Source organism: Sphingomonas sp. NFR15 (genome assembly GCF_900103265.1).
GTDB classification, from domain to species: domain Bacteria; phylum Pseudomonadota; class Alphaproteobacteria; order Sphingomonadales; family Sphingomonadaceae; genus Sphingomonas; species Sphingomonas pollutisoli.
In genome coordinates this window covers 17,805-40,387 of record NZ_FMWX01000010.1, presented here as the reverse complement: position 1 = coordinate 40,387, position 22,583 = coordinate 17,805, and the positions used below count along the sequence as shown (strand labels likewise).

Sequence of the window (22,583 nt, the reverse complement as noted above, 5' to 3'; positions counted from 1 at the left end):
GAGACATGGGCCGGGGCGGCGCGGCGATCAACGACAGTTTGATGAAAAGGCCGTCATCGGCGCCTATCCGATCAGCGGCACCATATCGATCGCGCGGTCGCGGCGGCGCAGCTCGACGGTGACGCGCGGATCATCGCCCTTGGCAGCGGTGCCGATCACCGCCCCTTGCGCGACGCGCGCGCCCGGCGCGACCGATGCCGCGTCGAGCCCGGACACCAGCGTCGTCCAGCCGCCGCCGTGATCGAGGATGACGATCGTCCCGTAGCTGCGGAAGCGCCCGGCATAGGCGACCTTGCCCGCCGCGGGCGCGACCACGAGCGCGGCGGGCGCGGTCGCGATCGTCAGCCCGCGGGCGCGCACGCCCGCGTCCGAAAGCTCGCCCAGCCCCGTGACCACCCGGCCCGCGACCGGCAACCGGTATGGCGCCGAACCGGCGGGCCAGACCGGCGGCCCGAGCGACGCGACGACCTCGCCGGGGCGCGGCGGGCGCGGCAGCGGGCCGGGCAAGGCGGCTAGGCCGGCGCGGGTCGCGGTCTCGTCGCCTTGCCTGCTCATCAGATCGACGATGTCGCGCGCGCGCTCGCCAAGCGCGATCGCGCGATCCGATTCGAACAGCGCGTCGCGGCCGAGCGCCCGCGATTTGAGGCGGTGTTCGGCCTCCAGCCGGGTGAGCGCGAGCCGCTGGGTTTCCAAACGGGTGCGGCTCTCGGCGAGCGCGGCGGCGGCGAGCGCCGCATTGGCCTGCAACGCGCGGGTGCGATCGAGATCGGTGCGGAGCGCGGCGGTGCGCGCGCGGACCACCGGCATCGCGCTCGCCAGCACCGCGCGGACGTGGACGAGATCATCGACCGAGCCGGGCTGGACGAGGCTTATCATCGCCGGCCGCCGCGCAAGCGACTGGAGCGCCGCGATCAGCCGCGCGATCGGCCCCTGCCGGGCGGCGAGCCGCGCGCGCTGATCGGCGAGCAGGCGCGCGGTGATCGCGCCGCGCGCCTGACCCGCCGCGATATCGGCCTCGGCCTGCTGGATGCGCGCCGCCATCGCGGCTTCTTGCGCGCGCGCCTGCGCGGCCTGATCCTGCTCGCGCGCCGCCGCCGCTTCGAGCGCCGCCGAACGCGCGGCGGCGGCGGCGGATTGCGCCTTGGCGGCCTCGAGCCGGCGGAGCTGGTCGGCGGGGACGACCTGCGCGGTAGCGGCAGCCACGGCCGCGACCGCGACCGCCGCGCCACCGGCCGCGAGGGTCCAGCGCGCGCGCATCATCCCTCGCGGTGATAGGGGTGGTTGGCGAGGATGCTGGTCGCGCGCCACAATTGCTCGGCGAGCATCGCGCGCGCGAGCAGGTGCGGCCAGGTCGCGCGGCCGAACGAGAGGAGCAGGTCGGCCTGCTTGCGCTGCGCGTCGTCGAAGCCGTCGGCGGCGCCGATCAGGAAGCGCGTCTCGCGCACGCCGCCGTCGCGCCACGTCTCCAGCCGGCCGGCGAAATCGCGCGAGCCGAGCATGTCGCCGGTCTCGTCGAGCATGACGATACGCGTCGCCGGATCGAGCGCGGGCATCTTGCCGCCGGTATCGGGGAGTTCGGTGATCCGCGTCGGCCAGCCGATCCGCTTCATGTAGCGGTCGACCAGCTCGCTCTCAGGCCCGCGCCCGATCCGCCCGCGCGCGACGATGTGGAGGAGCATTCGGTCAGCCTCTTGTCGAAGCGGTTTCTACAAGACCGCTCCGTTGCACGGGCAGGCGGCGAATTTAAGAGTGTACGCGACGGCAATCCCGCCGTCGCTGAAGGGAACGCATATGACACTAGCAGATCTGTGCGCCATCATCATGGCGTTATGCGCCTTCGCAGCCTTGATCCTCAAGGTCGTGGAGGTGTCGCGCTCACGATAGCGCACCGGGCGGGGGCGCGTTACAGCGCGTCCCCAAACGATTGAACCCCGGCCGTTACAGCGACCGGGGTTCGAACCGAAAGGGCAAGCCCTGACACTAGCGCGACCGACATAGCCGAGCCTCGCCGAAAGTCAAGATTTCAGGCGCCCGCCGCCGCCCCACCGGGCACCGCAGGCGGAGTCGGCGCGTCGCCGAACGCCCACATGCGTTCGAGGTTGTAGAAGCTGCGCACTTCGGGGCGGAACAGATGGACGATCACGTCGCCGGCGTCGATCAGCACCCAATCGGCGGTGGGCAACCCTTCGATCCGCGCGACGCGGCCGAGTTCGCCCTTGATCTTCTCGACGAGCTTCTGCGCCATCGACGCGACCTGCCGCGTCGAGCGGCCGCTCGCGATCACCATGTGATCGGCGATCGTCGATTTGCCGGCGAGCGGGATCGAGATCGTATCGACCGCCTGATCGTCATCGAGCGAGGCGAGGACGAGCTTGTGCAGCGCCTCGACCTCATCGGGTTCGGACGCGCGATAGGATGGGGAAGCTGAAGCCAAGATGGTTCCTAAGAAACGTGGGAGGTCGGGTCAGGCCCGGATGATTCGGCAAAACGAAGCTGCCAGGCGGGGTCGGCTGCGCGCAGCCGGGTCGCCGAGGTCGGGTCGAGACGGAAGCGCAACAGCACGAGTGCCGGCAATCTCCACTTCGTCCAGCGTTTCGCCTGGCGTGCGGGCCGGATGGAGCGCCGCAGCCAACCCATCGCGGGGGCCGCGTGAGCGTGCCTATCATAGCCCGGTCTGGCGATAACTGCAATCGGAACCTCACGCGCGATCCGCCGCCACCCGCGCCACTGGTGAAACTGGGCGAGATTGTCCGATCCCATCAGCCAGACGAAGTGCTTCTTGGGATAGAGCCGGACGAGCTTGGCGATCGTGTCGACGGTGTAGCGCGTGCCGAGCCGCACCTCGAGCGCACTCACCCGGATCGGCGCATGCCGCGCCGCCACGCGCGCGGAGGCGAGCCGCACCGCGAGCGGCGCCATGTCGCCGCTCGCCTCCTTGAGCGGGTTGCCCGGCGAGACCAGCCACCACACTTCGTCGAGATCGAGCGCGTCGAGCGCGGCGAGGCTGATCGCGCGGTGGCCGTGATGCGCCGGGTTGAACGAGCCGCCTAGAATGCCGATCCGGGTTGCCGCCATGCGTCCGCTCAAGCGCCCCGAGCCGGCTGGTTGAGGACAGTGTCGCGGTAGCCGCGCTGCAATTCGAGCATCCAGCCGGGATATTCGCCGGGCAGCCGGCTGACCGCGTCGAGCGTGGCGAGATCCTCCGCCGACAGCACGATCTCGGCGGCGGCGAGATTGTCGTCGAGTTGCTCCTTGCGCTTGGCGCCGACGATCACGCTCGTCACCACCGGCTGATGGAGCAGCCAGGCGAGCGCGATCCGCGCCACCGATACGCCGTGCTTCTCTGCGATCGGCGCCATCGCGTCGAGCACGGCATTGCCACGCGCTTCGTCCACGGGCGGGAACTGGCGCGTCGCGCGGCGTCCTTCGGCGCCGGCATCTCGGTACTTCCCCGACAGATAGCCGCCGGCGAGCGGGCTCCACACCATCAGCCCCAGCCCTTCGGATGCGAGCATCGGCACGATCTCGCGCTCGATGTCGCGCCCGGCGATCGTGTAATAGGATTGCACGCTCTGCGGCCGCGCGAGGTTGAGGCGCTCGGTGATGCCGACCGCCTTCGCGATCTGCCACGCCGCCCAGTTCGATACGCCGACATAGCGGACATGGCCGTGCTGGACGAGGATGTCGAGCGCGCGCAGCGTCTCCTCGATCGGCGTCGCGGGATCGAAGCCGTGGATCTGGTAGAGATCGATATGGTCGGTGCCGAGCCGCTTCAGGCTGGCCTTGCACTGATCGAGGATATGGACGCGCGACGCGCCCCGGCCGTTGATCCCCTCGCCCATCGGCCCGAGCACCTTGGTGGCGAGCACGACATCCTCGCGCTTCAGCCCGAGGTTCTTGATCGCCTGTCCGGTGATCTGTTCGGACAGGCCCTGCGAATAGACGTTGGCGGTATCGATGAAGTTGACGCCGGCATCGACCGCCGCCTTGAGCAGCGCATCGGCATCATCCTGACCGACCTGCCCCATGTACGCGAAGAAGCCCTCGCCGCCGAAGGTCATCGTGCCGAGGCACAGCTCGGACACGTACAGGCCGGTGCGGCCGAGTGGGTTGTAGCGCATGATTGATATCGTCCCGATGGTCAGCCCCGGCCCTGCGGCGACATATGTCCATCACGCCGCGATGCGGCAATGGCGGCGGAGAGATTTCGCGCGGCTAGAGTTCAGCCTCGACCTGCCCGAGCCAGTCCTCGCGCCCATGACGGATGCGAACGATTTCGACCCCTTCGTCGCGCAGGCGGTAGATGAGGATATAGTCCGTGCCACGCACACCCATCACGCGAAATGGCTCGCTGAGGGCGCGCCCAAGGCGGGGATAGTCGAGGAGTCGGTGTGCCACCCGGTCGAGCGCGCGGAAGACGTTCGATGCGGGCACGTCGTGTTCAAGGAAATATGCGTCGATCGCATCGAGATCATCCAACGCGGCCGGCGACCAGATCAAACGCGGCATCGCGCCTCATGCTTAGCGATCAACGCATCCAGCTTTGCCTTCACCTCTTCGTGCGGAATGCCTTCGCCGCGATCGAGCTGATCGATACCTTCCTGAACGAAGGCTAGGAACTCGGCCTCGCGCCGCGCCGCCTCGACCACCGCACGCGCGATGAACTTGGACCGACTTTGCCCGCGCGCGGCCGTGACGCGATCGATCAGATCGATCGTGTCCGGATCGAGTCGGGTCGTGACAACCGCTGTCTTGCTCATACTTCGGATGTATACAATCGAAGCACCATCATCAAGGCCGCGTCTGGCCGGTGCCGCGCCCGATCCATTTGTACGTCGTCAGCCCCTCGAGCGCGACGGGGCCGCGCGCGTGCAACCGGCCGGTGGCGATGCCGATCTCGGCGCCGAGGCCGAATTCGCCGCCGTCGGCGAACTGGGTCGAGGCGTTCCACAGCACGATCGCGCTGTCGACGGCGGCGAGGAAGCGTTCCGCCACCGCCGCATCCTCCGCCACGATCGCGTCGGTATGGTGCGAGCTGTGTGCCGCGATATGCGCGAGCGCGCCGTCGATGCCATCGACGAACTTCGCCGAAGCGATCGCTTCGAGATATTCGGTGTCCCAATCGGCGTCGCTCGCCGGCACCAGCCCGGGGATGAGTGCGTGCAGGCTCGGATCGGCGCGCACCTCGCACCCCGTTGCGGCGAGCGCCGCGACCAGCGCCTCGGCATGGGGGTAGGCGCGGTCGATCAGCAGCGTCTCCATCGCGCCGCAGACGCCGGTGCGGCGCATCTTGGCGTTGACGACGATGCTTTCGGCCATCGCCTGATCGGCCGAGGCGTGGACGAAAATGTGGTTGATGCCATCGAGATGCGCGAGCACCGGCACGCGCGCCTCGGCCTGGACGCGCGCGACGAGGCTCTTGCCGCCGCGCGGCACGATCATGTCGATCAGCCCCTCCGCCGTCAGCATCGCGCCGACCACCGCGCGATCGGTGACGGGAACAAGCTGCGCCGCATCCGCCGGCAACCCGCTTTCGGCCAGTCCTTTCGCGAAGATCGCATGGATCGCGCGGTTGCTCTCGATCGCTTCGGAGCCGCCGCGCAGGATGACCGCATTCCCCGAGGCGATGCACAGCGCCGCCGCATCGGCGGTGACGTTGGGGCGGCTTTCGTAGATGATGCCGATCACCCCGATCGGCACGCGCACCCGCGACAGCACGAGACCGTTGGGCCGCTCGGCGGTGTCGATCACCCCGCCGACCGGATCGGCGAGCGCGGCGACCGCCGCGACGCCATCGGCCATGCCGGCGATCCGCTTGGCATCGAGCCGCAGCCGGTCGAGCATCGCGTTCGACAGCCCCGCCTCGGTCGCGCGCGCCATGTCAGCGGCGTTGGCGGCTTCGATCTCCGCGCTCGCGGCGCGCAGCAGATCGGCGATGTGGCGCAGCGCCGCCTGTTTCGCCGGCGTCGGCGCGGCGGCCAGCGTGACGGCGGCGGCACGGGCGCGGGCGCCGAGATCGGCGACCAGCCCCTTCGAAATCGCGTGATGCTCGGTCATGGCGCCATCGCTATCACGACCGCCCACCGCTGCCAAAGCCGTTTCGCCCGCGTGGCGGCTTCACCGGCGCGGCGGGGGCGGGTAAGCGTCGGCGCGAGGCAACCGCGACGGACATCACGCATGATCATCGGCATCGACCTTGGCACCACCAACAGCGCTTGCGCGGTGTGGAAGGACGGCGCGGCGACGCTGATCCCCAACCGGCTCGGCGAGACGCTCACCCCCTCGGCGGTGAGCATCGACGATGGCGGCGCGGTGCTGGTCGGCATGGCGGCGCGCGAGCGGCAGGCGAGCCACCCCGACGCGACCGTCACCGCGTTCAAACGCTATATGGGCACCAAGCGCACCACCCGGCTCGGCGGGCGCGACTATAGCGCCGAGGAACTCTCCGCGCTGGTGCTGCGCAGCCTGAAGGAAGACGCCGAAACCTTCCTGGGCGAGCCCGTCACCGAGGCGGTCATCACCGTGCCGGCCTATTTCAACGACCAGCAGCGCAAGGCGACTCACCGCGCGGGCGAACTGGCGGGGTTGCGGGTCGAGCGGCTCATCAACGAGCCGACCGCCGCCGCGCTCGCCTATGGCATCCACAATCTCGATGCCGAGGCGCGGTTCTTCGTGTTCGATCTCGGCGGGGGGACGTTCGACGTGTCGATCGTCGAGATTTTCGAGGGCATCATCGAAGTGCGCGCCTCGACCGGCGACAACCAGCTCGGCGGCGAGGATTTCAACGAGGTGCTGATCGCGCTGATGCGCGAGCGCTTCGCCCCGGAGTGGGGCGAGGCGGCGCACAACGACCGGCTCTACCAGCGCCTGCGCGAACAGGCCGAGCGGGCGCGGCGCGATCTGAGCGGCGGCACCGCGGCGACGCTGCGCGTGGTATGGCAGGACCGCGCCTATGAGATGGAGATCGACGCCGCCACGTTCGAGGCGCAGGCGGCGGGGCTGATCGAACGGCTGCGCGCGCCCGTGCTGCGCGCGCTGCGCGACAGCGATCTCAGGCCCGAGGCGCTGTCCGACATCATCCTGATCGGCGGGGCGACGCGGATGCCGCTGGTGCGGCGCGCGGTGGCGCGGATGTTCGGCCGCTTCCCCAATGCGACGGTCAACCCCGACGAGGCGGTCGCGCTCGGCGCGGCGGTGCAGGCCGGGCTCAAGGCGCGCGATGCCGCGCTTAAGGAAGTCGTCGTCACCGACGTGTGCCCCTATTCGCTCGGCGTCAACGTCAGCCGAGCGCTGCCCGGCGGCGGCTTCGAACATGGCATCTTCGCGCCGATCCTCGAACGCAACACGGTAATCCCGGCGAGCCGGGTCCACGGTTTCCAGACGCTCACCGACAATCAGGCGGAGGTGGTGTTCGGCATCTACCAGGGCGAGGCGCGGCTGGTGCGCGACAATGTCGAGATCGGCAAGACCAAGGTGAAGGTGCCGCGCGGCCCCGCCGGACAGGACATCGAAGTGCGCTTCTCCTACGACGTGAGCGGTCTGCTCGAAGTCGATATCGTCGTCGCGCAGTCGGGCGAGCGCACCAGCCTCGTCATCAACGACGATCATGTCGGCGACGATGCCAAGATCGCGGAGCGGCGTGCGCTGCTCGCCAGCCTCAAGACGCATCCGCGCGACGAGGAACTCAACCGCGCGGCGCTGGCGCGCGGCGAGAAATGCTATGAGAATTTCCTCGGCGACGATCGCGCGCATGTCGATCATCTCATCAGCCGGTTCCAGCACGCGCTCGACGGGCAAGATCCGCGCGCGGTCGAGCAGGCGCGCGCCGAGTTCCACGCCGCGCTCGACGGACTCGAGGGCGAGCGCTTCCTGTGACCATCTGGAGCGTTCTGGGGATCGCGGCGACGGCTGACCGCGCCGCGATCCGCCGCGCTTACGCCAAGGCGCTGCGCGTCACCAATCCCGAGGACGATCCCGAAGGCTTCAAGGCGTTGCGCGCAGCCTATGAGATGGCGCTGGACTGGGCCGATAGCGCCGCAGCCTGGGACGCAGGCGAGAGCGCGGACGACATCGGCGAAAGCGGCGGCGCGGGGGTGACGCTGCGTTTCGACGAAGCCCAGTTTTTCGAGGTGATCGCGCCGCGCGATCCCGAACCCGAGACCCAAGCGGCGGACGCGCCGCCACCGTCGCCGCGCTTTCGCACCGGCCCGGCGGCGGGCGACCCGACCGACGCGCACGCGCCCGACCTCGCCGGCCTGTTCGCCGCCGAGCGCGAGGCCGGGATCGCGCGGCTGCGCGCGCTGCTCGCGACGCTCGAACGATCGCTGCGCGGGCCGTGGGACAGCGACGAGACGACGCTGCGCGAGACGTTCGCCGCGCTGCTCGCGACCCCGGCGCTCGACGAGATCGCGCTGCGCGCCGATGTCGAACGGGCGGTCGCCGAGCTGCTCGCCGACACGATCCCGCGCAGCGACGCGATCCTGGCCGAAGCCGCCACCGCGTTCGGCTGGACCGACGAGCGGGCGCACGCGGCCTCGCCGGCGGTCGCTGCGGTGCTGGCGCGGTTCGACGAATGGCGACTGGCCGAAACGCTCGCCCGCCCCGGCAACCCGCTCCAGCCGGCCTGGCACAGCCTGACGCGCGGCGCCGGGCCTTATTGGTCGTGGCGGCTCGCCGCGTTCCGGCCCGGGCTGGAAAGCGGGGTGGCGACGCTGCTAGGCGCGCACGGGCCGATCGCGCCGGGCATCGCTTATTCGTTCAAGGCCGATTCGGTGGCGCGCTGGCGGCGTTTCCTGAGCCGTCCGCACGGGACGCTCGGCATGCTCGCGGCGATGCCGCTGGCGCTGCTGCTCTATCTCGCGCTGAAAGACGCGTTCGGCGATCCGCTGCCAGCGCTCCAACCGTGGGCGAACTGGGCGATCGGCCTCGCCATTCTGCTCAGCCCGTGCGTGCCGTTCGCCGCGCGGTGGCTGCGCCATCGCTGGTCGCAGGCGCACCGCCCGGCGTGGCTGGCGAATGGCTGGATCGCGGGGCCGGCGCTGGTGCTGGCCGGCGCGATGCTGCTGCCCGACTCGCGCGTGGCGCTGCTCGGTCTCGCTTTGCTGACCGCGCTCGCGTGGGCTTGGATGGCGGTGGCGGGCGGCACCGCGACGATCGCCGAGGTGCGCCAGCGGGTGCTCGCGGGTGTGCTGCCCGGCCTCCTCGCCGCGCTGTTCGGCGGCGGTTTGGCGGTGGCGGCGCTCGATCCGGTCCACCGCGCCGCGCTGGCGCTGGTGTTCGCGCTAGGCGCGACGATCATGGTCGGGCCGCTGACGCAGGGCGCGGTGATATTAGAGCATGTGCCGCGCTGGCGCGCCGCTTTCGCGGTGCCGCTGGTGCTGGCGATCGGCGGACTCGGCTATGGTGCGGCGCTGCTCGTCGGCATCCGCGGTGCCGCATTCTATGCCGCCGCGCTGACGTTGGTGGCGGGCCTGGTCATCGTGTCGGCCGCGCAGATCGCCGGGGTGCGGGGCAACCGCGAACATCTCGCGCTGCGCGCGCTCAAGATGGCGCTCGTCGCCGGGTTCGTCTTCGCCGCGATTCTCTCGCTCGGCGGGTTCGAAGATAGCTGGGCGCCCGACGAATCGCTGCGCGGCAAGACCGAGGCCGCGCTCGATTCGCATGGCGAGCAGGCGTTGAAGCTGCGTGCGCTGCGTCAGCGCGTCGCGGGGTTCGATGCGATCGCGCGCGGCAACCCGGCGCTGTGGCAGCAGATCGCGCAGGCCGTGTCCCGACAACCGGACACCGAGACCGCAACGACGCGCGTCATCGACCTGGTCGGCGCGGCCTATGCGAGCCATCTGCCCGTCGCCCCGGACGCAGCGCTGCTGGAGGAGATCGAGATCCGCCGGCTGCGCCTGCTCGCGCTGCGCGATCGCTCTGGCGAGGCCTGCGCGAAGCCGCGCGCCACCGTCGACGAGAAAGCGTTGCCGCAGACGCTGCGCGACCGGCAGACCGCGCAGACCTTCGCCATCGCCGCCGCGCCGCGCCTGTCGGAAGCGCAACTGACCGCGACACCGCCCTACCCGCCGGTGGCGTTCAACGCGATGGTGACGGGTGCGAGCGGGCTCGATTATGAGGCGTTCATGCGCGCGGCGGACGGCAAGGCGGGCAAGGCCGCGCAGTGCGATGCGCGCATCGCCTTGCTGACCGCGCTTGCGCGCGCCCCCGACCGCGCCCGCGCCGCGGCGACCGCGCGGATCGTGCTGTTCCCGGCGCTGGCGACACCGGCGCGCGCCGCGCCATCGACCTGACACGCATTTCCCGCGCGGCGCTTTTGCCCCTACAGGCGGTGCGATGACCATCCCAAGCTACGATATTATCGTCCTCGGCGCGGGCGCCGCCGGGCTGATGTGCGCCGCCGTTGCCGGGCAGCGCGGTTCGCGCGTGCTGCTCGTCGATCATGCCGATGCGGTCGGCAAGAAGATCCTGATCTCGGGCGGGGGGCGGTGCAATTTCACCAACCTCCACACCGCGCCCGACCGCTATCTGTCGGCCAATCCACATTTCGCCAAGTCCGCGCTCGGGCGCTATACCGCGCAGGATTTCCTCGCGCTGGTCGAGGCTTATGGCATCGCCTGGCACGAAAAGACGCTCGGGCAATTGTTCTGCGACGGATCGGCCAAACAGATCGTCGCGATGTTGCAGGCTGAGTGCGACAAGGGCGGCGTGACGCTCGCGCTGGGTGCGCCGGTCGGCGCGGTCGAGCATGGTGACGGGCTGTTCCGCGTCGAGATCGGCGGTCGCGCGGCGGCGGCGCCCGCGCTGGTGATCGCCACCGGCGGGCCGTCGATTCCGCAGATGGGCGCGACCGGCTTCGCTTATGATCTGGCGCGGCGCTTCGGACTGAAAGTGGTCGAGCCGCGCCCGGCGCTGGTGCCGCTGACGCTGGGCGGCGACGAGACGCTGTTCCGCTCGCTCTCGGGCGTGGCGACCGAGGTGGTCGCGACGACCGGCAAGACCGCGTTCCGCGAGGCGGCGCTGTTCACGCACAAGGGGCTGTCCGGCCCGGCGATCCTGCAAATCTCCTCCTATTGGCGCCACGGCGACAGCGTCGGCATCGATTTCCTGCCCGCGCTCGCGGACGGCTGGCTGGTCGCGGCCAAGCATGCGCGGCCGCGCGTGACGCTCGAACAGGCGCTCGACCGCCATCTGCCCGCGCGGCTCGCGGTGACGCTCGCCGACCGGCTCAATCTCGACGGGGAGCTCGGCGGCTTCACCGACAAGCGGGTCGCCGCGGCCGAGCGGCACCTGGCGGACTGGCGCTTCTCGCCCAACGGCACCGAGGGATTCGCCAAGGCCGAGGTGACGGCGGGGGGCATCTCCACCGCCGAACTGTCGTCGAAGACGATGGAGGCGCGCAAGGTGCCCGGCCTGTACGCGATCGGCGAAGCGGTCGATGTGACGGGGTGGCTTGGCGGGTATAATTTCCAATGGGCCTGGGCGAGCGGCCATGCGGCGGGGCTGGCGATCGCGGGGGCGTAAACCCGGTGGGTGGTTACACACCGCGCGCCACGCGTTACAGCACGGTCATGACCACCGATCCCTTCGCCCTGTTCGACGCCTGGTATGCCGAGGCGCGCGCATCCGAGATCAACGATTCGAACGCGATGGCGCTCGCCACCGCCGACGCGGGCGGGCGGCCGGCGGTGCGCATGGTGCTGCTCAAGGGGCATGGTCCCGACGGTTTCGTGTTCTACACCAACCAGCAGAGCCGCAAGGCCGCAGACATCGCCGCGAACCCGCAGGTCGCCTTGCTCTTCCACTGGAAGTCGCTGCGCCGCCAGATCCGCATCGAAGGGCCGCTCGCGCGCGTCACCGAGGCCGAGGCCGACGCCTATTTCGCCAGCCGCGCGCGCGATTCGCAGCTTGGCGCCTGGGCATCGGACCAGTCGCAGCCGCTCGACGCGCGCGAGACGTTCGAAGCGCGCTTCGCCGAGGTGCGGGCGCGCTTCGAAGGCGGCGACGTGCCGCGCCCGCCGCATTGGAGCGGCTACCGCGTGACGCCCGATCGCATCGAATTCTGGCAGGACCGCGCGCACCGCCTCCACGAACGCCGCCTGTTCACGCGCACCGCCGACGGCTGGGACGAGGGCCTGCTCTACCCATGAGCGGCGCGGTGCCGCTCGCAACGCGCGGCGCGCTCGCCAGCGTGGCGACGGCGTGCTTCCTGCTCGCGCTGAAGGGCTATGCGGCGTGGGCGACGGGATCGGTGGCCATGCTCGGATCGCTGGCGGACACCGCGCTCGATCTCGTCGCGTCGTGCGTCACGCTGTACGGCGTGCATCTCGCGACGATCCCCGCCGATCACGACCATCGGTACGGCCACGGCAAGGCCGAGGCGCTGGCCGCGCTGTTCCAGGTCGCGCTGATCTCGGTGTCGGCGGCGGGCATCGCGTGGGAGGCGATCGGCGCGCTGGGCGCGCCCGCGCCGACGCGGCACGCGGGCACCGGCATCGGCGTGTCGATCGCGGCGATCGTCGTAACGCTCGCGCTGGTCGCCTATCAGCGCCGCATCATCGCCGCGACCGGATCGGTCGCGGTCAGCGCCGACAACGTGCATTATCAGTCCGACCTGCTGCTCAACGGATCGGTGATCGTCGCGCTGGTGCTCGACCAGCTTCTGCACGTGCGCGGCGCCGATCCGGTGTTCGGCGTGGCGATCGCGCTGTGGCTCGCCTGGGGTGCGCTGCGATCGGCCGGGACCGCGATCGACCTGCTGATGGACAAGGAATGGCCGGTCGCCGAGCGCGACCGGCTGATCGCGCTGATCGCCGACCATCCCGAGCTGCGCGGGCTGCACGACATCCGCACGCGGCGATCGGGCACGCGCGATTTCGTGCAATTCCATATGTATGTCGCACCCGAGATGACCGTCGCCGCCGCGCATGAGGTGGTCGAGGAGGTCGAGGCGCGAATCACCGCGGTGTTCCCCGATACCGAGATCCTGATCCATCTCGATCCCGGTTGGCTGCTCGACGCGCGCAACCCGCTGATCGAGTCCGATGTGATGATCGCCGACGCAAAGGACCGCGCATGAGACTGCCCTTCACCCAGATCGACGCCTTCGCGACCCAGCCGTTCGAGGGCAATCCGGCGGCGGTGATGCCGCTGACCGAGTGGCTCGACGACGGCACGTTGCTGGCGATCGCGCGCGAGAACAACCTGTCCGAAACCGCCTTCCTCGTACCCGACGCGAGCGGCGAGAGCGATTTCGAGCTGCGCTGGTTCACCCCCGCCGACGAGGTCCGGCTGTGCGGCCACGCGACGCTCGCCAGCGGGCATTTCGTGCTAGCGGCGGACCCCGACCGCGTGCGCGTCACCTTCCGCACGCGCCGCGCCGGGGTGCTCGCGGTCGATCGGCAGGGCGATGGCTACGCGCTCGCGCTGCCGGCGTGGGCGCCGTCGCCCAAGCCGCTGGCCGAGGTGGTCGCGGCGCTCGGCGTGGCGCCGGTCGAGACCCTGTGGCGCGAGGGCGGCTACGGCGTGATCGTACTCGCCGACGAAGCCGCCGTGCGCGCCTGCGCGCCCGACATGGCGCGGCTGGCCGCAAGCGGCGACCATCAGGCAATCGTCACCGCGCCGGGCGATTCGACCGACGTGGTGAGCCGGATGTTCGCGCCCGGCGCGGGCGTGGACGAAGACCCGGTGACGGGCTCCGCGCATGCGGTGATCGTGCCCTATTGGGCGCAGCGACTCGGCCGCGACAGCTTCACCGCGTTTCAGGCGAGCGCGCGCGGCGGGCGGCTGACATGCGCGCTCGACGGCGACCGCGTCGTGCTGGGCGGCGGCTGCGTGACGGTGATCGAGGGGACGTTCTTCCTGTAACCATCGCGCCGGGCGGACGATGCTGTTGATATCTATACCACGATAAAGTCCCATATTTTACCGGGACGGCGACTCGACGACATGGCCTTTCGAACAGCATCGGAGACCATGTCATGCGCGTATTCCTCACCGGGGCGACCGGCTTCATCGGCTCGCGGATCGTACCCGAACTGCTCGCCGCCGGGCATCAGGTGCTCGGGCTGACGCGATCGGACGCGGGCGCGCGGGCGCTCGAAGCGGCCGGCGCGGAGGCGTTTCACGGCACCCTCGAAGATCCCGATGGCCTCGCCGCCGGCGCGGCGCAGGCCGACGCGGTGATCCACACCGCGTTCGACCATGATTTCGCGAACTTCGTCGCCAACTGCGCGAAGGACGCGCGCGTCATCACCGCGCTCGGGCAAGCGCTCAAAGGGTCCGACCGGCCGCTCGTCATCACCTCGGGCACCGGCATGGGCAATGCCGTGCCCGGCCAGCCCGCCACCGAAGATGCCTTTGTCGCCGACAATCCCAACCCGCGCGTGCTGTCCGAAAAGACCGGGGCCGAGTTGATCGAGGCTGGCGTCAACGTCTCGGTGGTGCGGCTGCCGCAGGTGCATGACACCGAGAAGCAGGGCCTCGTCACGCCCTATATCGAGATCACGCGCGAGAAGCGGCTGGCGGCCTATGTCGGCGAGGGGCGCAACCGCTGGCCCGCCGCGCATGTGCTCGACGTGGCCAAGCTCTATGTGCTCGCGCTGGACGCCGCCGAGCCGGGTGCGCGCTATCATGCGTCCGATGAGGAAGGCGTGGCGGCGCGCGACATCGCCGAGGCGGTCGGCGCGGGGCTTGGCGTGCCCGTGGCGTCGCTGACCGCCGAGCAAGCACAGGCGCATTTCGGCTGGCTCGGCCTGTTCGCCGGGATCGACATGCCATCCTCAAGCGCGTGGACGCGGCAGCGGCTCGGCTGGCGGCCGAGCGGGCCGGGGATGATCGCCGACCTGCGCGCGATGGACTATTCGGTGCGCTGACGGCTCGCGCTGAGCGCTACGCCGCGACCAGCGCGCGCTCGGTCTCCTCGATCCAGCCGCCGCCGAGCACGCGTTCGCCCGCGTAGAGCACCGCCGCCTGGCCGGGGGCGACGCCATATTCGGGCGCGTCGAACGTCACGCGGTCGCCGATCAGCCGCGCCGGCACCGGTTTGGCGAGCGAGCGCACCTTGGCGGTGAGCGGCCCGTCGAAATCGCCGCCGAGCCAGTTGATCCCCGACAGCCGCGCCGCGCCGACGGCGAGCGCGGCGCGCGGGCCGACCACGACCTGGCGTGTCGCCGCGTCGAGCCGGATCACGTAGAGCGGCTCGGGCGTGCCGCCGATCTCGAGCCCGCGTCGCTGGCCGACGGTGAAGTGGATCAGCCCCTTGTGGCGGCCGAGCACGCGGCCGCGCTCGTCGACGATCTCGCCGCTGGTGTCGGCCTCGGGCCGCAGCTTCTTGACCAGCGATGCATAATCGCCGTCGGGCACGAAGCAGATATCCTGGCTGTCGGGCTTGGCGGCGACCCCCAGGCCCAGTTCGGCCGCGAGTTCGCGCACGCGCGGCTTGGGTAGCCCGCCCAGCGGGAAGCGCAGGTAATCGAGTTGCGCCTGCGTGGTGGCGAACAGGAAATAGCTCTGGTCGCGCGCGGGATCGGCGGCGCGGTGGAGTTCGGCGCCGTGTGCGCCTTCGACGCGGCGGACGTAATGGCCGGTGGCGAGGCAGTCGGCGCCGAGATCGCGGGCGATCTTGAACAGGTCGGTGAATTTCGGCCCCATGTTGCAGCGCACGCACGGGATCGGCGTGCGGCCCGCCAGATATTCGTCGGCGAACCCGTCGATCACCTCGGCGCGGAAGCTGCTTTCATGATCGAACACGTAATGCGCGATGCCGAGCCGGTCGCACACCGCGCGCGCGTCGCGGATGTCGCGGCCCGCGCAGCAACTGCCGGCGCGGCCGACCGCCTCGCCATGATCGTAAAGCTGGAGCGTGATGCCGATCGTCTCCGCGCCGCTGCGCGCGGCGAGCGCGGCCACCACCGACGAATCGACGCCGCCCGACATGGCGACGACGATGCGGCGGCCGGCAAGGTCCGCCCCAAGCTGGAAATCGGCTTCGGAGGTCATCGCGTGCAGATAGGGCGTGGCGGCGGCGGATGCAAAGCGCGGCGGGGCAGGCGCCGGCACGAACGCGCATCCGCGATTTTCTTCGCGCGCTTTACCAAGCCTTTAGACGGGTTCGTTTACACGGATTTCCCTGGCACAAGAAAGCGGAACGCCGTCGTGGACCTGAGTTTTCCCCATTTCGTACAGGACGGCCGCGTCACCGGCCTGCCGCCCGATCTGGCGGTGCTGATGGTCGGCGTCTCGGCGCGTCAGGCGGCGAGCCCGACCGCGATCCTCCACGCGCGGCTGTCGCCCGTCGCGGCGCCGCGGAGCGTGTTCACGCCGAGCGGCGGCGCGTTCAACCGGGCCGTGGCCGCGACGTTCGGACGCTGGAAAGCGGGATGAAGGCGGCGTTTACCCTCCTGCTTTAACCGCCCTTCAATCCCGATACGATATCCCCATGTGACGTGAGAGGGGGCCCCCCGCCCCGATCGAGGTTAGTGATGATCGAGAACCAGAAGATACGACCGGCCAAGGTGATCGGCCCGCTCGGGGAGCCGCTGACGCTCGAATCGCTGCCCCCGCCCGAGACGACGCGCTGGGTGGTGCGCCGCAAGGCCGAGGTCGTCGCCGCCGTCAACGGCGGGCTGCTGACCGTCGATGAGGTCTGCCAGCGCTACAACCTCACCGTCGAGGAGTTCGCGAGCTGGCAGCGCGCGATCGACCGGTCGGGCATGCCCGGGCTGCGCGTGACGCGCATCCAGCATTACCGCTCGCTCTACGAACGCCAGCAGAAATACTGATCGCGGCAGGCGCGCGCACCGGCAAAACCGGAACAAATTCGGTCCCGAAACGTCTTGCTCCCTGTCATCCCCGTCGAGGGGGCATAATGGAGGGAAACATGGGACTTATTATCTGGCTCGTAATCGGCGGCATCGTCGGCTGGCTCGCAAGCATCGTCATGCGCACCGACGGTCAACAGGGGATCATTCTCAACGTCGTCGTCGGCATCATCGGCTCGGTGATCGCCTCCGCGCTGTTCGGCGGCGGCATCAATCAGGTCATTACTGTCACGACCTTCATCTATTCGTTGATCGGCGCGATCATCCTGCTCGCGATCGTCAACCTGGTTCGCCGCGGCTCGCTCCGCTAAGCTGACGTTTGCGAAGATCACGGGCCGCGCGGTTCACGCCGCGCGGCCCGTGTCGTTTCACTTGAGCAGGAAGCGCACCGTCAGCGACGCCGACACGCGCGATTCGCCGGCCGCGACCGGGGTCGAATCGGCCCTGACGGCGCGCTGGAACATCACGGGGCCAGGCGTCGCGCCGTCGTTCACGCCGGTCTCGGCGATCGAGACGATCCGCGCGGCCGACAGGCCGGCGGCGCGCGCGTACAGATCGGCGCGCGCGCGGGCGATCTTGATGGCGGCGGCGCGCGCCTCGTCGAGCGCGGCTTCGGGATTGTCGATCGAGAGGTTCGGTCCGTCGATCTGGTTCGCGCCGACCCCCGCCAGCGTATCGAGAATCGCGCCCGCCCTGGCGATGTCGCGGAAGCGGATCGCCACCGAATTCGTCGCCTGATAGCCGGTGATCGTCGGCGCCTGCCCCTCGGCATAGCGATATTGCGGGCTGAGGTTGACGGTCGCGGTCTGGACATCGCGTGCATTCACCCCGGCGCGCTTGAGCGCGTCGAGCACGCGGGCCATGCGCTGCGCGTTGTCGCCCAGCGCCGCCGCCGCGGTCGCGCTCTGGGTGACCACGCCGGCGCGGATCGTCGCAACGTCGGGCGCGCGCGTGGTGCTGCCTTCCGCCTGCACATCGAGCAACGTTCCGTCGGCGAGGATCGTCGGCGCGGCCGGCACCTGCGCCTGCGCGCCCGCGGGCACGGCGGCGAACGGAAGCACCGCCAGCGCGGTCGCCTGAAGATATGAACGCATGTTTCGCAAATCCTCCCGGTTGAGCGGGCCGGCAGGCCCGGTACGGCCCTGTTCGCATGGCCTGGAACAACCGAGGATGAACGAAGGTGTTCGGGGCTTCGGCAAGAAAATCTTCCGAAACGGTCGCTATACGACAGATTTCATGCTGAAATCGGCGCGCGACGTCTTGCCGAAGCCTTCATGACGGGTCATTCCTCGCTCGCTTCGCGAAGAACCCTTGAGCGCGGTGCGTTGTTTCTGTAACACAGCACCCGGTATACGGCATCGGCCGGGGCGAGGACGTGAGCGACATGAACTACGAGACGCCGTTATTGGACAATGGCGGCACCCTTGCCCTGCCCGCCCCCGAGGCGGAACGCGGCTATCGGCGCACGCTGGTGATCGGCGCGGTGATCGCGATCGTCGGCGCGCTCGTCCTCGGCTGGTGGTGGATGCACAGCCACCCCGCCGCCAAGCCCGCCGCCGTCGAGCAACTGCCGAGCGTCACCGTGTCGGCGCCGGGCCGCTCGAACGTTGCGGAGGTCATTTCGGCGACGGGCACGCTCGCCGCCAAGCGCGACATGCCGGTCGGCGTCGCCGGCGAAGGCGGCATGATCACGCGCGTGCTGGTCGAGCCGGGCCAATGGGTCGGCAAGGGCCAGGTACTCGCCACCATCGACCGCGCGGTGCAGACGCAGACCGGCGCATCGCTCGCCGCGCAGGTCCGCGCGGCGCGCGCCGACGCGGGGATCGCGCAATCCAATTACGACCGCGCGCTGGCACTGGTCGATCGCGGCTTCATCTCCAAGGCCGATCTGGAGCAGAAGGCCGCGACCCGCGACGCCGCGTTCGCGCGCGTCAAGGTCGCGCAGGCATCGCTCGACGAGCAGCTCGCGCGCAACGGCCGGCTCGACATTCGTGCGCCCGAGGCCGGGCTGATCCTCGCGCGCGGCGTCGAGGCCGGGCAGATCGTCGGCGCGAGTTCGGGCACGCTGTTCCGTATGGCCGAGCGCGGCGAGATGGAGATGCGCGCGCAGTTGAGCGAGGGCGATCTTGCCGCGATCCACGTCGGTTCGCCCGCCACCGTGCGCCCGGTCGGCAGCAACGTCAGCTATAGCGGCACCGTCTGGCAGGTCTCGCCGGTGATCGACACGCAGACCCGGCAGGGCATCGCCCGCATCGCGCTAAGCTACAATCCCGCGCTGCGCCCCGGCGGCTTCGCGGCGGCCGAGATCGGCGGCGGCTCGACCAGCGCGCCGCTGCTGCCGAACTCGGCGATCCAGAGCGACGATCGCGGCAACTTCGTCTATGTGCTCGACGCGAACGATAAGGTCGTGCGCCGCGACGTGAAGGTCGGCGAGGTTTCGGACAATGGCGTCGCCATCGCCGAGGGGCTGAGCGGCAGCGAGCGGGTCGTGCTGTCGGCGGGCGCGTTCCTCGCGCCGGGACAGAAGGTGAAGCCGATCCTGCAAAAGCCGCTTTCCCAAAAGCCGCGCGGCTGACGCGCGATGGGCTTCCGCAACATCTCCGCCTGGTCGATCCGCAACCCGGTGTTCGCGATCGTCCTGTTCTTCATGCTGAGCGTCGCCGGCATCGTCAGCTTCGCGACGATGGACGTCAACAACCAGCCCGACATCGAATTCCCGGTCGTCATCATCGAGGTGACCCAGCCCGGCGCGGCGCCGACCGAACTCGAAACGCAGGTCACGCAGAAGGTCGAAGCGGCGGTGCGCAGCCTGCAGGGCATCGACGAGATCGATTCGACCGTGACCGAGGGCCAGTCGGAGACGGTCGTCCAGCTCGCGATCGGCACGCCGATCGACCGCGCGGTCGAGGACGTGCGCGGCGCGATCCAGCAGATCCGCAGCGACCTGCCCGACGGAATCCTCGAACCGCAGGTGATCCGCGCCAACACGACCGGCAACGATCTGGCGAGCTATGCCGCGATCGGCACCGACATGACGATCGAGGAACTGAGCTGGTACATCGACAACACCGTGTCGAAGGAACTGCTGTCGGTGCCCGGCATGGCCGCGGTCGACCGCAACGGCGGCGTCAGCCGCGAGATCCGCGTGATCCTCGATCCGCTCAAGCTGCAGGCGCAGGGCCTCACCGCGAGCCAGGTCAACCAGCAGCTTCGCCAAGTCAATCTCAACGCCGCCGGCGGCCGCGCCGAGATCGCCGGATCGGAACAGGCGGTGCGCGTGCTCGGCAACGCCAAGAGCGCGTATGATCTCGGCCAGACGCAGATCTCGGTCGGCGGCGGGCGCTCGATCCACCTCTCCGACATCGCCGACGTGCGCGATCTCTACGCGGAGCAGCGTTCGTCGTCCGAACTCGACGGCCGGCAGGTGCTGAGCTTCGATTTCCAGCGCTCGAAGACCGGCTCGGACGTCAACGTCTACAAGGGTGCGGTCAAGAAACTCGCCGAGCTCGAGAAGCGCAACCCGAAGGTCAAGTTCAAGGAGATCTTCAACTCGGTCAAATATACCGAGAAGCAATATGACTCGGCGATGGAGGCGATGATCGAGGGCGCGCTGCTCGCGGTCGTGGTCGTGTTCATCTTCCTGCGCGACTGGCGCTCGACCGTCATCTCCGCGCTGGCGATCCCGCTGTCGGCGATCCCGAGCTTCTGGTTCATGGATCTGATGGGCTTCACGCTCAACAACATGACGCTGCTGGCGCTGAGCCTGGTCGCGGGTGTGCTGGTCGACGACGCGATCGTCGAGATCGAGAACATCGTGCGGCACATGCGGATGGGCAAGACCGCCTATCAGGCGTCGATCGACGCCGCCGACGAGATCGGCCTCGCCGTGCTGGCGACGACGATGGCGATCGTCGCGGTGTTCCTGCCGGTCGGCCTGATGCCCGGTCTCGCGGGGCAGTTCTTCAAGAATTTCGGCCTCACCGTCGTCGTCTCGGTGCTGATGAGCCTCGCGGTCGCGCGGCTCATCACGCCGATGATCGCGGCCTATTTCCTCAAGGCGCACGGCACCGCCAGCCACGGCGAGGGCCGGCTGATGGACGTCTATATGGCGACGCTCCGCTGGACGCTCCAGCACCGCTGGTCGGCGATCGTCGGCGCCGCCACCGCACTCGCGCTGACCGTGGTGTGCTTCTCGGTGATCCCGCAGACCTTCCAGCCCGACCGCGACAACGACAGCAGCCGCGCCAATATCGAGATGGTGCCCGGCACAACGCTCGCGCAGACGCAGGTGGTGGTGCGCAAGGTCGCCGATTTCCTCAGCCAGCAGCCCGAGGTCGCCTCGGTCTATTCGCGCGCGCTGGTCGGCAGCGGCCGGGTGAGCGCGATCCTCAAGCCGCGCGGGCAGGGCCGCGACGTGACCAGCGTCGCGTTCGAGCGCCGGCTCGCGCCGCAGCTCGCGCAGTTCGCCGATGCGCGCGTCTCGTTCCAGTCGGGCAACGGCTGGGGGAGTTCGGGCCGCGACTTCACCGTTACGCTCGGCGGCGACGATCCCGCGGTGCTGCTCAAGACCGCGCAGACTTTGGTCACGCAGATGTCGCATGTCCCGAGTCTGGTCGCGCCGCGAATCGCGGGCGATCTCGAACGCCCCGAAATCGTCATCCGGCCGCGCATGGACCTCGCCGCCAATCTCGGCGTGACCACCAACGCGCTGTCGACCGCGATCCGCATCGCGACGCTCGGCGACATCGACCAGAACAGCGCCAAATTCTCGCTGTCGGATCGTCAGGTGCCGATCCGGGTCGCGCTCGCGCAGAATTCGCGCCAGCGGCTGTCGACGATCAAGAACCTGCCGGTGCAGACCGCCGCCGGCGAATCGGTGCCGCTCGGCCTCGTCGCGGACATCGGCTTCGGCGCCGGGCCGACCAAGATCGAGCGTGTCGCGCAGCAGCGCCAGATCACGGTCGGATCGGATCTCGCCCCCGGCGTGGTGAGCGGCACCGCCAAGAAGCTCGTCCACGATCTGCCGATCATGAAAAACATGCCGATGGGCGTGAAGGAACTCGTGCTCGGCCAGTCGAAGTGGGAGGAGGAGATGATCTCCAACTTCATCGTCGCGGTGTTCGCGGGCGTGTTCCTGGTGTTCGCGGTGCTGGTGCTGCTCTACCAGCGGCTGCTGCCGCCGTTCGTCAACATGGGCTCGCTGATGCTAGCGCCGCTGGGCGGGCTGATCGCGCTGCTGGTGACCGGCTATCCGGTGTCGATGCCGGTTTATATCGGCATGCTGATGTTGCTCGGCATCGTCGCCAAGAACTCGATCCTGCTGATCGACTTCGCGCTGGAGGAGATGAAGCACGGCGTGCCCGTGCGCGCCGCGATCCTCGACGCCGGGCACAAGCGCGCGCAGCCGATCGTGATGACCACCGTGGCGATGGTCGCGGGAATGCTGCCGACCGCATTCGGCCTCGCCGGCGACAAATCGTTCCGCGCGCCGATGGGCATCACCGTGATCGGCGGCCTCACGCTCTCGACGATCCTGACGCTGCTGATCGTGCCGGCATTGTTCAGCCTCGCGGTCGGGATCGAGCGCTGGGCGGGGCCGCGGCTCGGGCGGCGGCTGCTCACCTATCGTCCCGGCGACGACGGGCAGCCGCTGATCGAGCATGACGATACCCCACGGCTGCCACCGCACCCGGCGGAGTAATCCCCCGTCGCCCCGGCGAAGGCCGGGGCCGCTGAGTTTTGAGGCACTCGCTCGCCAAATTG

The 22,583-nt window shown here is 69.6% G+C and carries 22 protein-coding genes; 12 read left to right on the top strand and 10 right to left on the bottom strand.

Features of this window, described 5'->3' with window-relative positions:
• Positions 1 to 63: 63 nt before the first annotated feature.
• From BLS81_RS18415 to BLS81_RS18380, 8 genes are all read right to left on the bottom strand, one after another.
• Positions 64 to 1,257, bottom strand: coding sequence for a murein hydrolase activator EnvC family protein (locus BLS81_RS18415; RefSeq protein WP_093226179.1), 1,194 nt, complete (start codon positions 1,255 to 1,257; stop codon positions 64 to 66).
• Positions 1,257 to 1,679: a 23S rRNA (pseudouridine(1915)-N(3))-methyltransferase RlmH gene (locus BLS81_RS18410; protein ID WP_093226083.1), complete on the bottom strand. Its 423-nt coding sequence runs from the start codon at positions 1,677 to 1,679 to the stop codon at positions 1,257 to 1,259. The genes BLS81_RS18415 and BLS81_RS18410 overlap by 1 nt, the downstream gene beginning before the upstream one ends.
• A gap of 344 nt (positions 1,680 to 2,023) precedes the next feature.
• A complete protein-coding gene (rsfS, locus tag BLS81_RS18405) occupies positions 2,024 to 2,434 on the bottom strand; it encodes a ribosome silencing factor (protein WP_093226082.1) in 411 nt (136 codons plus the stop codon).
• Between the two features lie 8 nt (positions 2,435 to 2,442).
• The gene (locus BLS81_RS18400; protein ID WP_093226080.1) at positions 2,443 to 3,075 is read right to left on the bottom strand and encodes a nicotinate-nucleotide adenylyltransferase; all 633 of its coding nucleotides are present in this window, start codon (positions 3,073 to 3,075) and stop codon (positions 2,443 to 2,445) included.
• Positions 3,076 to 3,083: 8 nt separating this feature from the next.
• Entirely contained in the window at positions 3,084 to 4,121 is a 1,038-nt protein-coding gene (locus tag BLS81_RS18395) for an aldo/keto reductase (RefSeq protein WP_093226079.1), read from the bottom strand.
• A 94-nt stretch (positions 4,122 to 4,215) separates the two neighbouring features.
• Positions 4,216 to 4,479: a type II toxin-antitoxin system RelE/ParE family toxin gene (locus BLS81_RS18390; RefSeq protein ID WP_176787252.1), complete on the bottom strand. Its 264-nt coding sequence runs from the start codon at positions 4,477 to 4,479 to the stop codon at positions 4,216 to 4,218.
• A gap of 17 nt (positions 4,480 to 4,496) precedes the next feature.
• Complete coding sequence (locus tag BLS81_RS18385) at positions 4,497 to 4,760, bottom strand: CopG family ribbon-helix-helix protein (RefSeq protein WP_093226076.1); 264 nt, start codon at positions 4,758 to 4,760, stop codon at positions 4,497 to 4,499.
• 31 nt (positions 4,761 to 4,791) lie between these two features.
• A complete protein-coding gene (locus BLS81_RS18380) occupies positions 4,792 to 6,057 on the bottom strand; it encodes a glutamate-5-semialdehyde dehydrogenase (protein WP_093226074.1) in 1,266 nt (421 codons plus the stop codon).
• A gap of 120 nt (positions 6,058 to 6,177) precedes the next feature.
• Here BLS81_RS18380 and BLS81_RS18375 point away from each other — a divergent pair, with 120 nt between their 5' ends.
• The 7 genes from BLS81_RS18375 (at position 6,178) to BLS81_RS18345 (ending at position 14,873) form a co-directional block, all read left to right on the top strand.
• Positions 6,178 to 7,875 (top strand): Hsp70 family protein, encoded by a 1,698-nt coding sequence (locus tag BLS81_RS18375; protein ID WP_093226072.1) that lies wholly within the window; start codon positions 6,178 to 6,180, stop codon positions 7,873 to 7,875.
• On the top strand, positions 7,872 to 10,292 hold the full coding sequence (locus BLS81_RS21245; RefSeq protein WP_093226071.1) for a J domain-containing protein: 2,421 nt from the start codon (positions 7,872 to 7,874) through the stop codon (positions 10,290 to 10,292). The genes BLS81_RS18375 and BLS81_RS21245 overlap by 4 nt, the downstream gene beginning before the upstream one ends.
• 43 nt (positions 10,293 to 10,335) lie before the next feature.
• Positions 10,336 to 11,523 carry a BaiN/RdsA family NAD(P)/FAD-dependent oxidoreductase gene (locus BLS81_RS18365; protein WP_093226069.1) on the top strand — a complete coding sequence of 396 codons (1,188 nt, stop codon included), beginning with the start codon at positions 10,336 to 10,338 and terminating at the stop codon, positions 11,521 to 11,523.
• Positions 11,524 to 11,570: 47 nt separating this feature from the next.
• On the top strand, positions 11,571 to 12,149 hold the full coding sequence (gene pdxH, locus BLS81_RS18360; RefSeq protein ID WP_093226177.1) for a pyridoxamine 5'-phosphate oxidase: 579 nt from the start codon (positions 11,571 to 11,573) through the stop codon (positions 12,147 to 12,149).
• The gene (locus BLS81_RS18355; RefSeq protein ID WP_093226068.1) at positions 12,146 to 13,078 is read left to right on the top strand and encodes a cation diffusion facilitator family transporter; all 933 of its coding nucleotides are present in this window, start codon (positions 12,146 to 12,148) and stop codon (positions 13,076 to 13,078) included. The genes pdxH and BLS81_RS18355 overlap by 4 nt, the downstream gene beginning before the upstream one ends.
• Positions 13,075 to 13,866: a PhzF family phenazine biosynthesis protein gene (locus tag BLS81_RS18350; RefSeq protein WP_093226066.1), complete on the top strand. Its 792-nt coding sequence runs from the start codon at positions 13,075 to 13,077 to the stop codon at positions 13,864 to 13,866. The genes BLS81_RS18355 and BLS81_RS18350 overlap by 4 nt, the downstream gene beginning before the upstream one ends.
• Positions 13,867 to 13,979: 113 nt before the next feature.
• On the top strand, positions 13,980 to 14,873 hold the full coding sequence (locus tag BLS81_RS18345) for an SDR family oxidoreductase (RefSeq protein WP_093226065.1): 894 nt from the start codon (positions 13,980 to 13,982) through the stop codon (positions 14,871 to 14,873).
• A gap of 16 nt (positions 14,874 to 14,889) precedes the next feature.
• Here the strand turns inward: BLS81_RS18345 and mnmA are convergent, their stop codons facing one another.
• Positions 14,890 to 15,999 (bottom strand): tRNA 2-thiouridine(34) synthase MnmA, encoded by a 1,110-nt coding sequence (gene mnmA / locus BLS81_RS18340; RefSeq protein ID WP_093226176.1) that lies wholly within the window; start codon positions 15,997 to 15,999, stop codon positions 14,890 to 14,892.
• A gap of 156 nt (positions 16,000 to 16,155) precedes the next feature.
• On the opposite strand from mnmA, the gene BLS81_RS18335 reads away from it, so the two are divergent.
• From BLS81_RS18335 to BLS81_RS18325, 3 genes are all read left to right on the top strand, one after another.
• On the top strand, positions 16,156 to 16,383 hold the full coding sequence (locus tag BLS81_RS18335; RefSeq protein ID WP_093226063.1) for a hypothetical protein: 228 nt from the start codon (positions 16,156 to 16,158) through the stop codon (positions 16,381 to 16,383).
• Between the two features lie 98 nt (positions 16,384 to 16,481).
• Positions 16,482 to 16,781, top strand: coding sequence for a CtrA inhibitor SciP (locus tag BLS81_RS18330; protein ID WP_093226062.1), 300 nt, complete (start codon positions 16,482 to 16,484; stop codon positions 16,779 to 16,781).
• A gap of 98 nt (positions 16,782 to 16,879) precedes the next feature.
• On the top strand, positions 16,880 to 17,131 hold the full coding sequence (locus tag BLS81_RS18325; RefSeq protein ID WP_093226060.1) for a GlsB/YeaQ/YmgE family stress response membrane protein: 252 nt from the start codon (positions 16,880 to 16,882) through the stop codon (positions 17,129 to 17,131).
• A gap of 57 nt (positions 17,132 to 17,188) precedes the next feature.
• On the opposite strand, the gene BLS81_RS18320 is transcribed toward BLS81_RS18325, so the two are convergent.
• Complete coding sequence (locus BLS81_RS18320) at positions 17,189 to 17,914, bottom strand: SIMPL domain-containing protein (protein WP_093226059.1); 726 nt, start codon at positions 17,912 to 17,914, stop codon at positions 17,189 to 17,191.
• Between the two features lie 290 nt (positions 17,915 to 18,204).
• On the opposite strand from BLS81_RS18320, the gene BLS81_RS18315 reads away from it, so the two are divergent.
• Positions 18,205 to 19,395 (top strand): efflux RND transporter periplasmic adaptor subunit, encoded by a 1,191-nt coding sequence (locus tag BLS81_RS18315; RefSeq protein ID WP_093226057.1) that lies wholly within the window; start codon positions 18,205 to 18,207, stop codon positions 19,393 to 19,395.
• 6 nt (positions 19,396 to 19,401) lie between these two features.
• Positions 19,402 to 22,521, top strand: coding sequence for an efflux RND transporter permease subunit (locus BLS81_RS18310; protein WP_093226056.1), 3,120 nt, complete (start codon positions 19,402 to 19,404; stop codon positions 22,519 to 22,521).
• Positions 22,522 to 22,583: the final 62 nt, after the last annotated feature.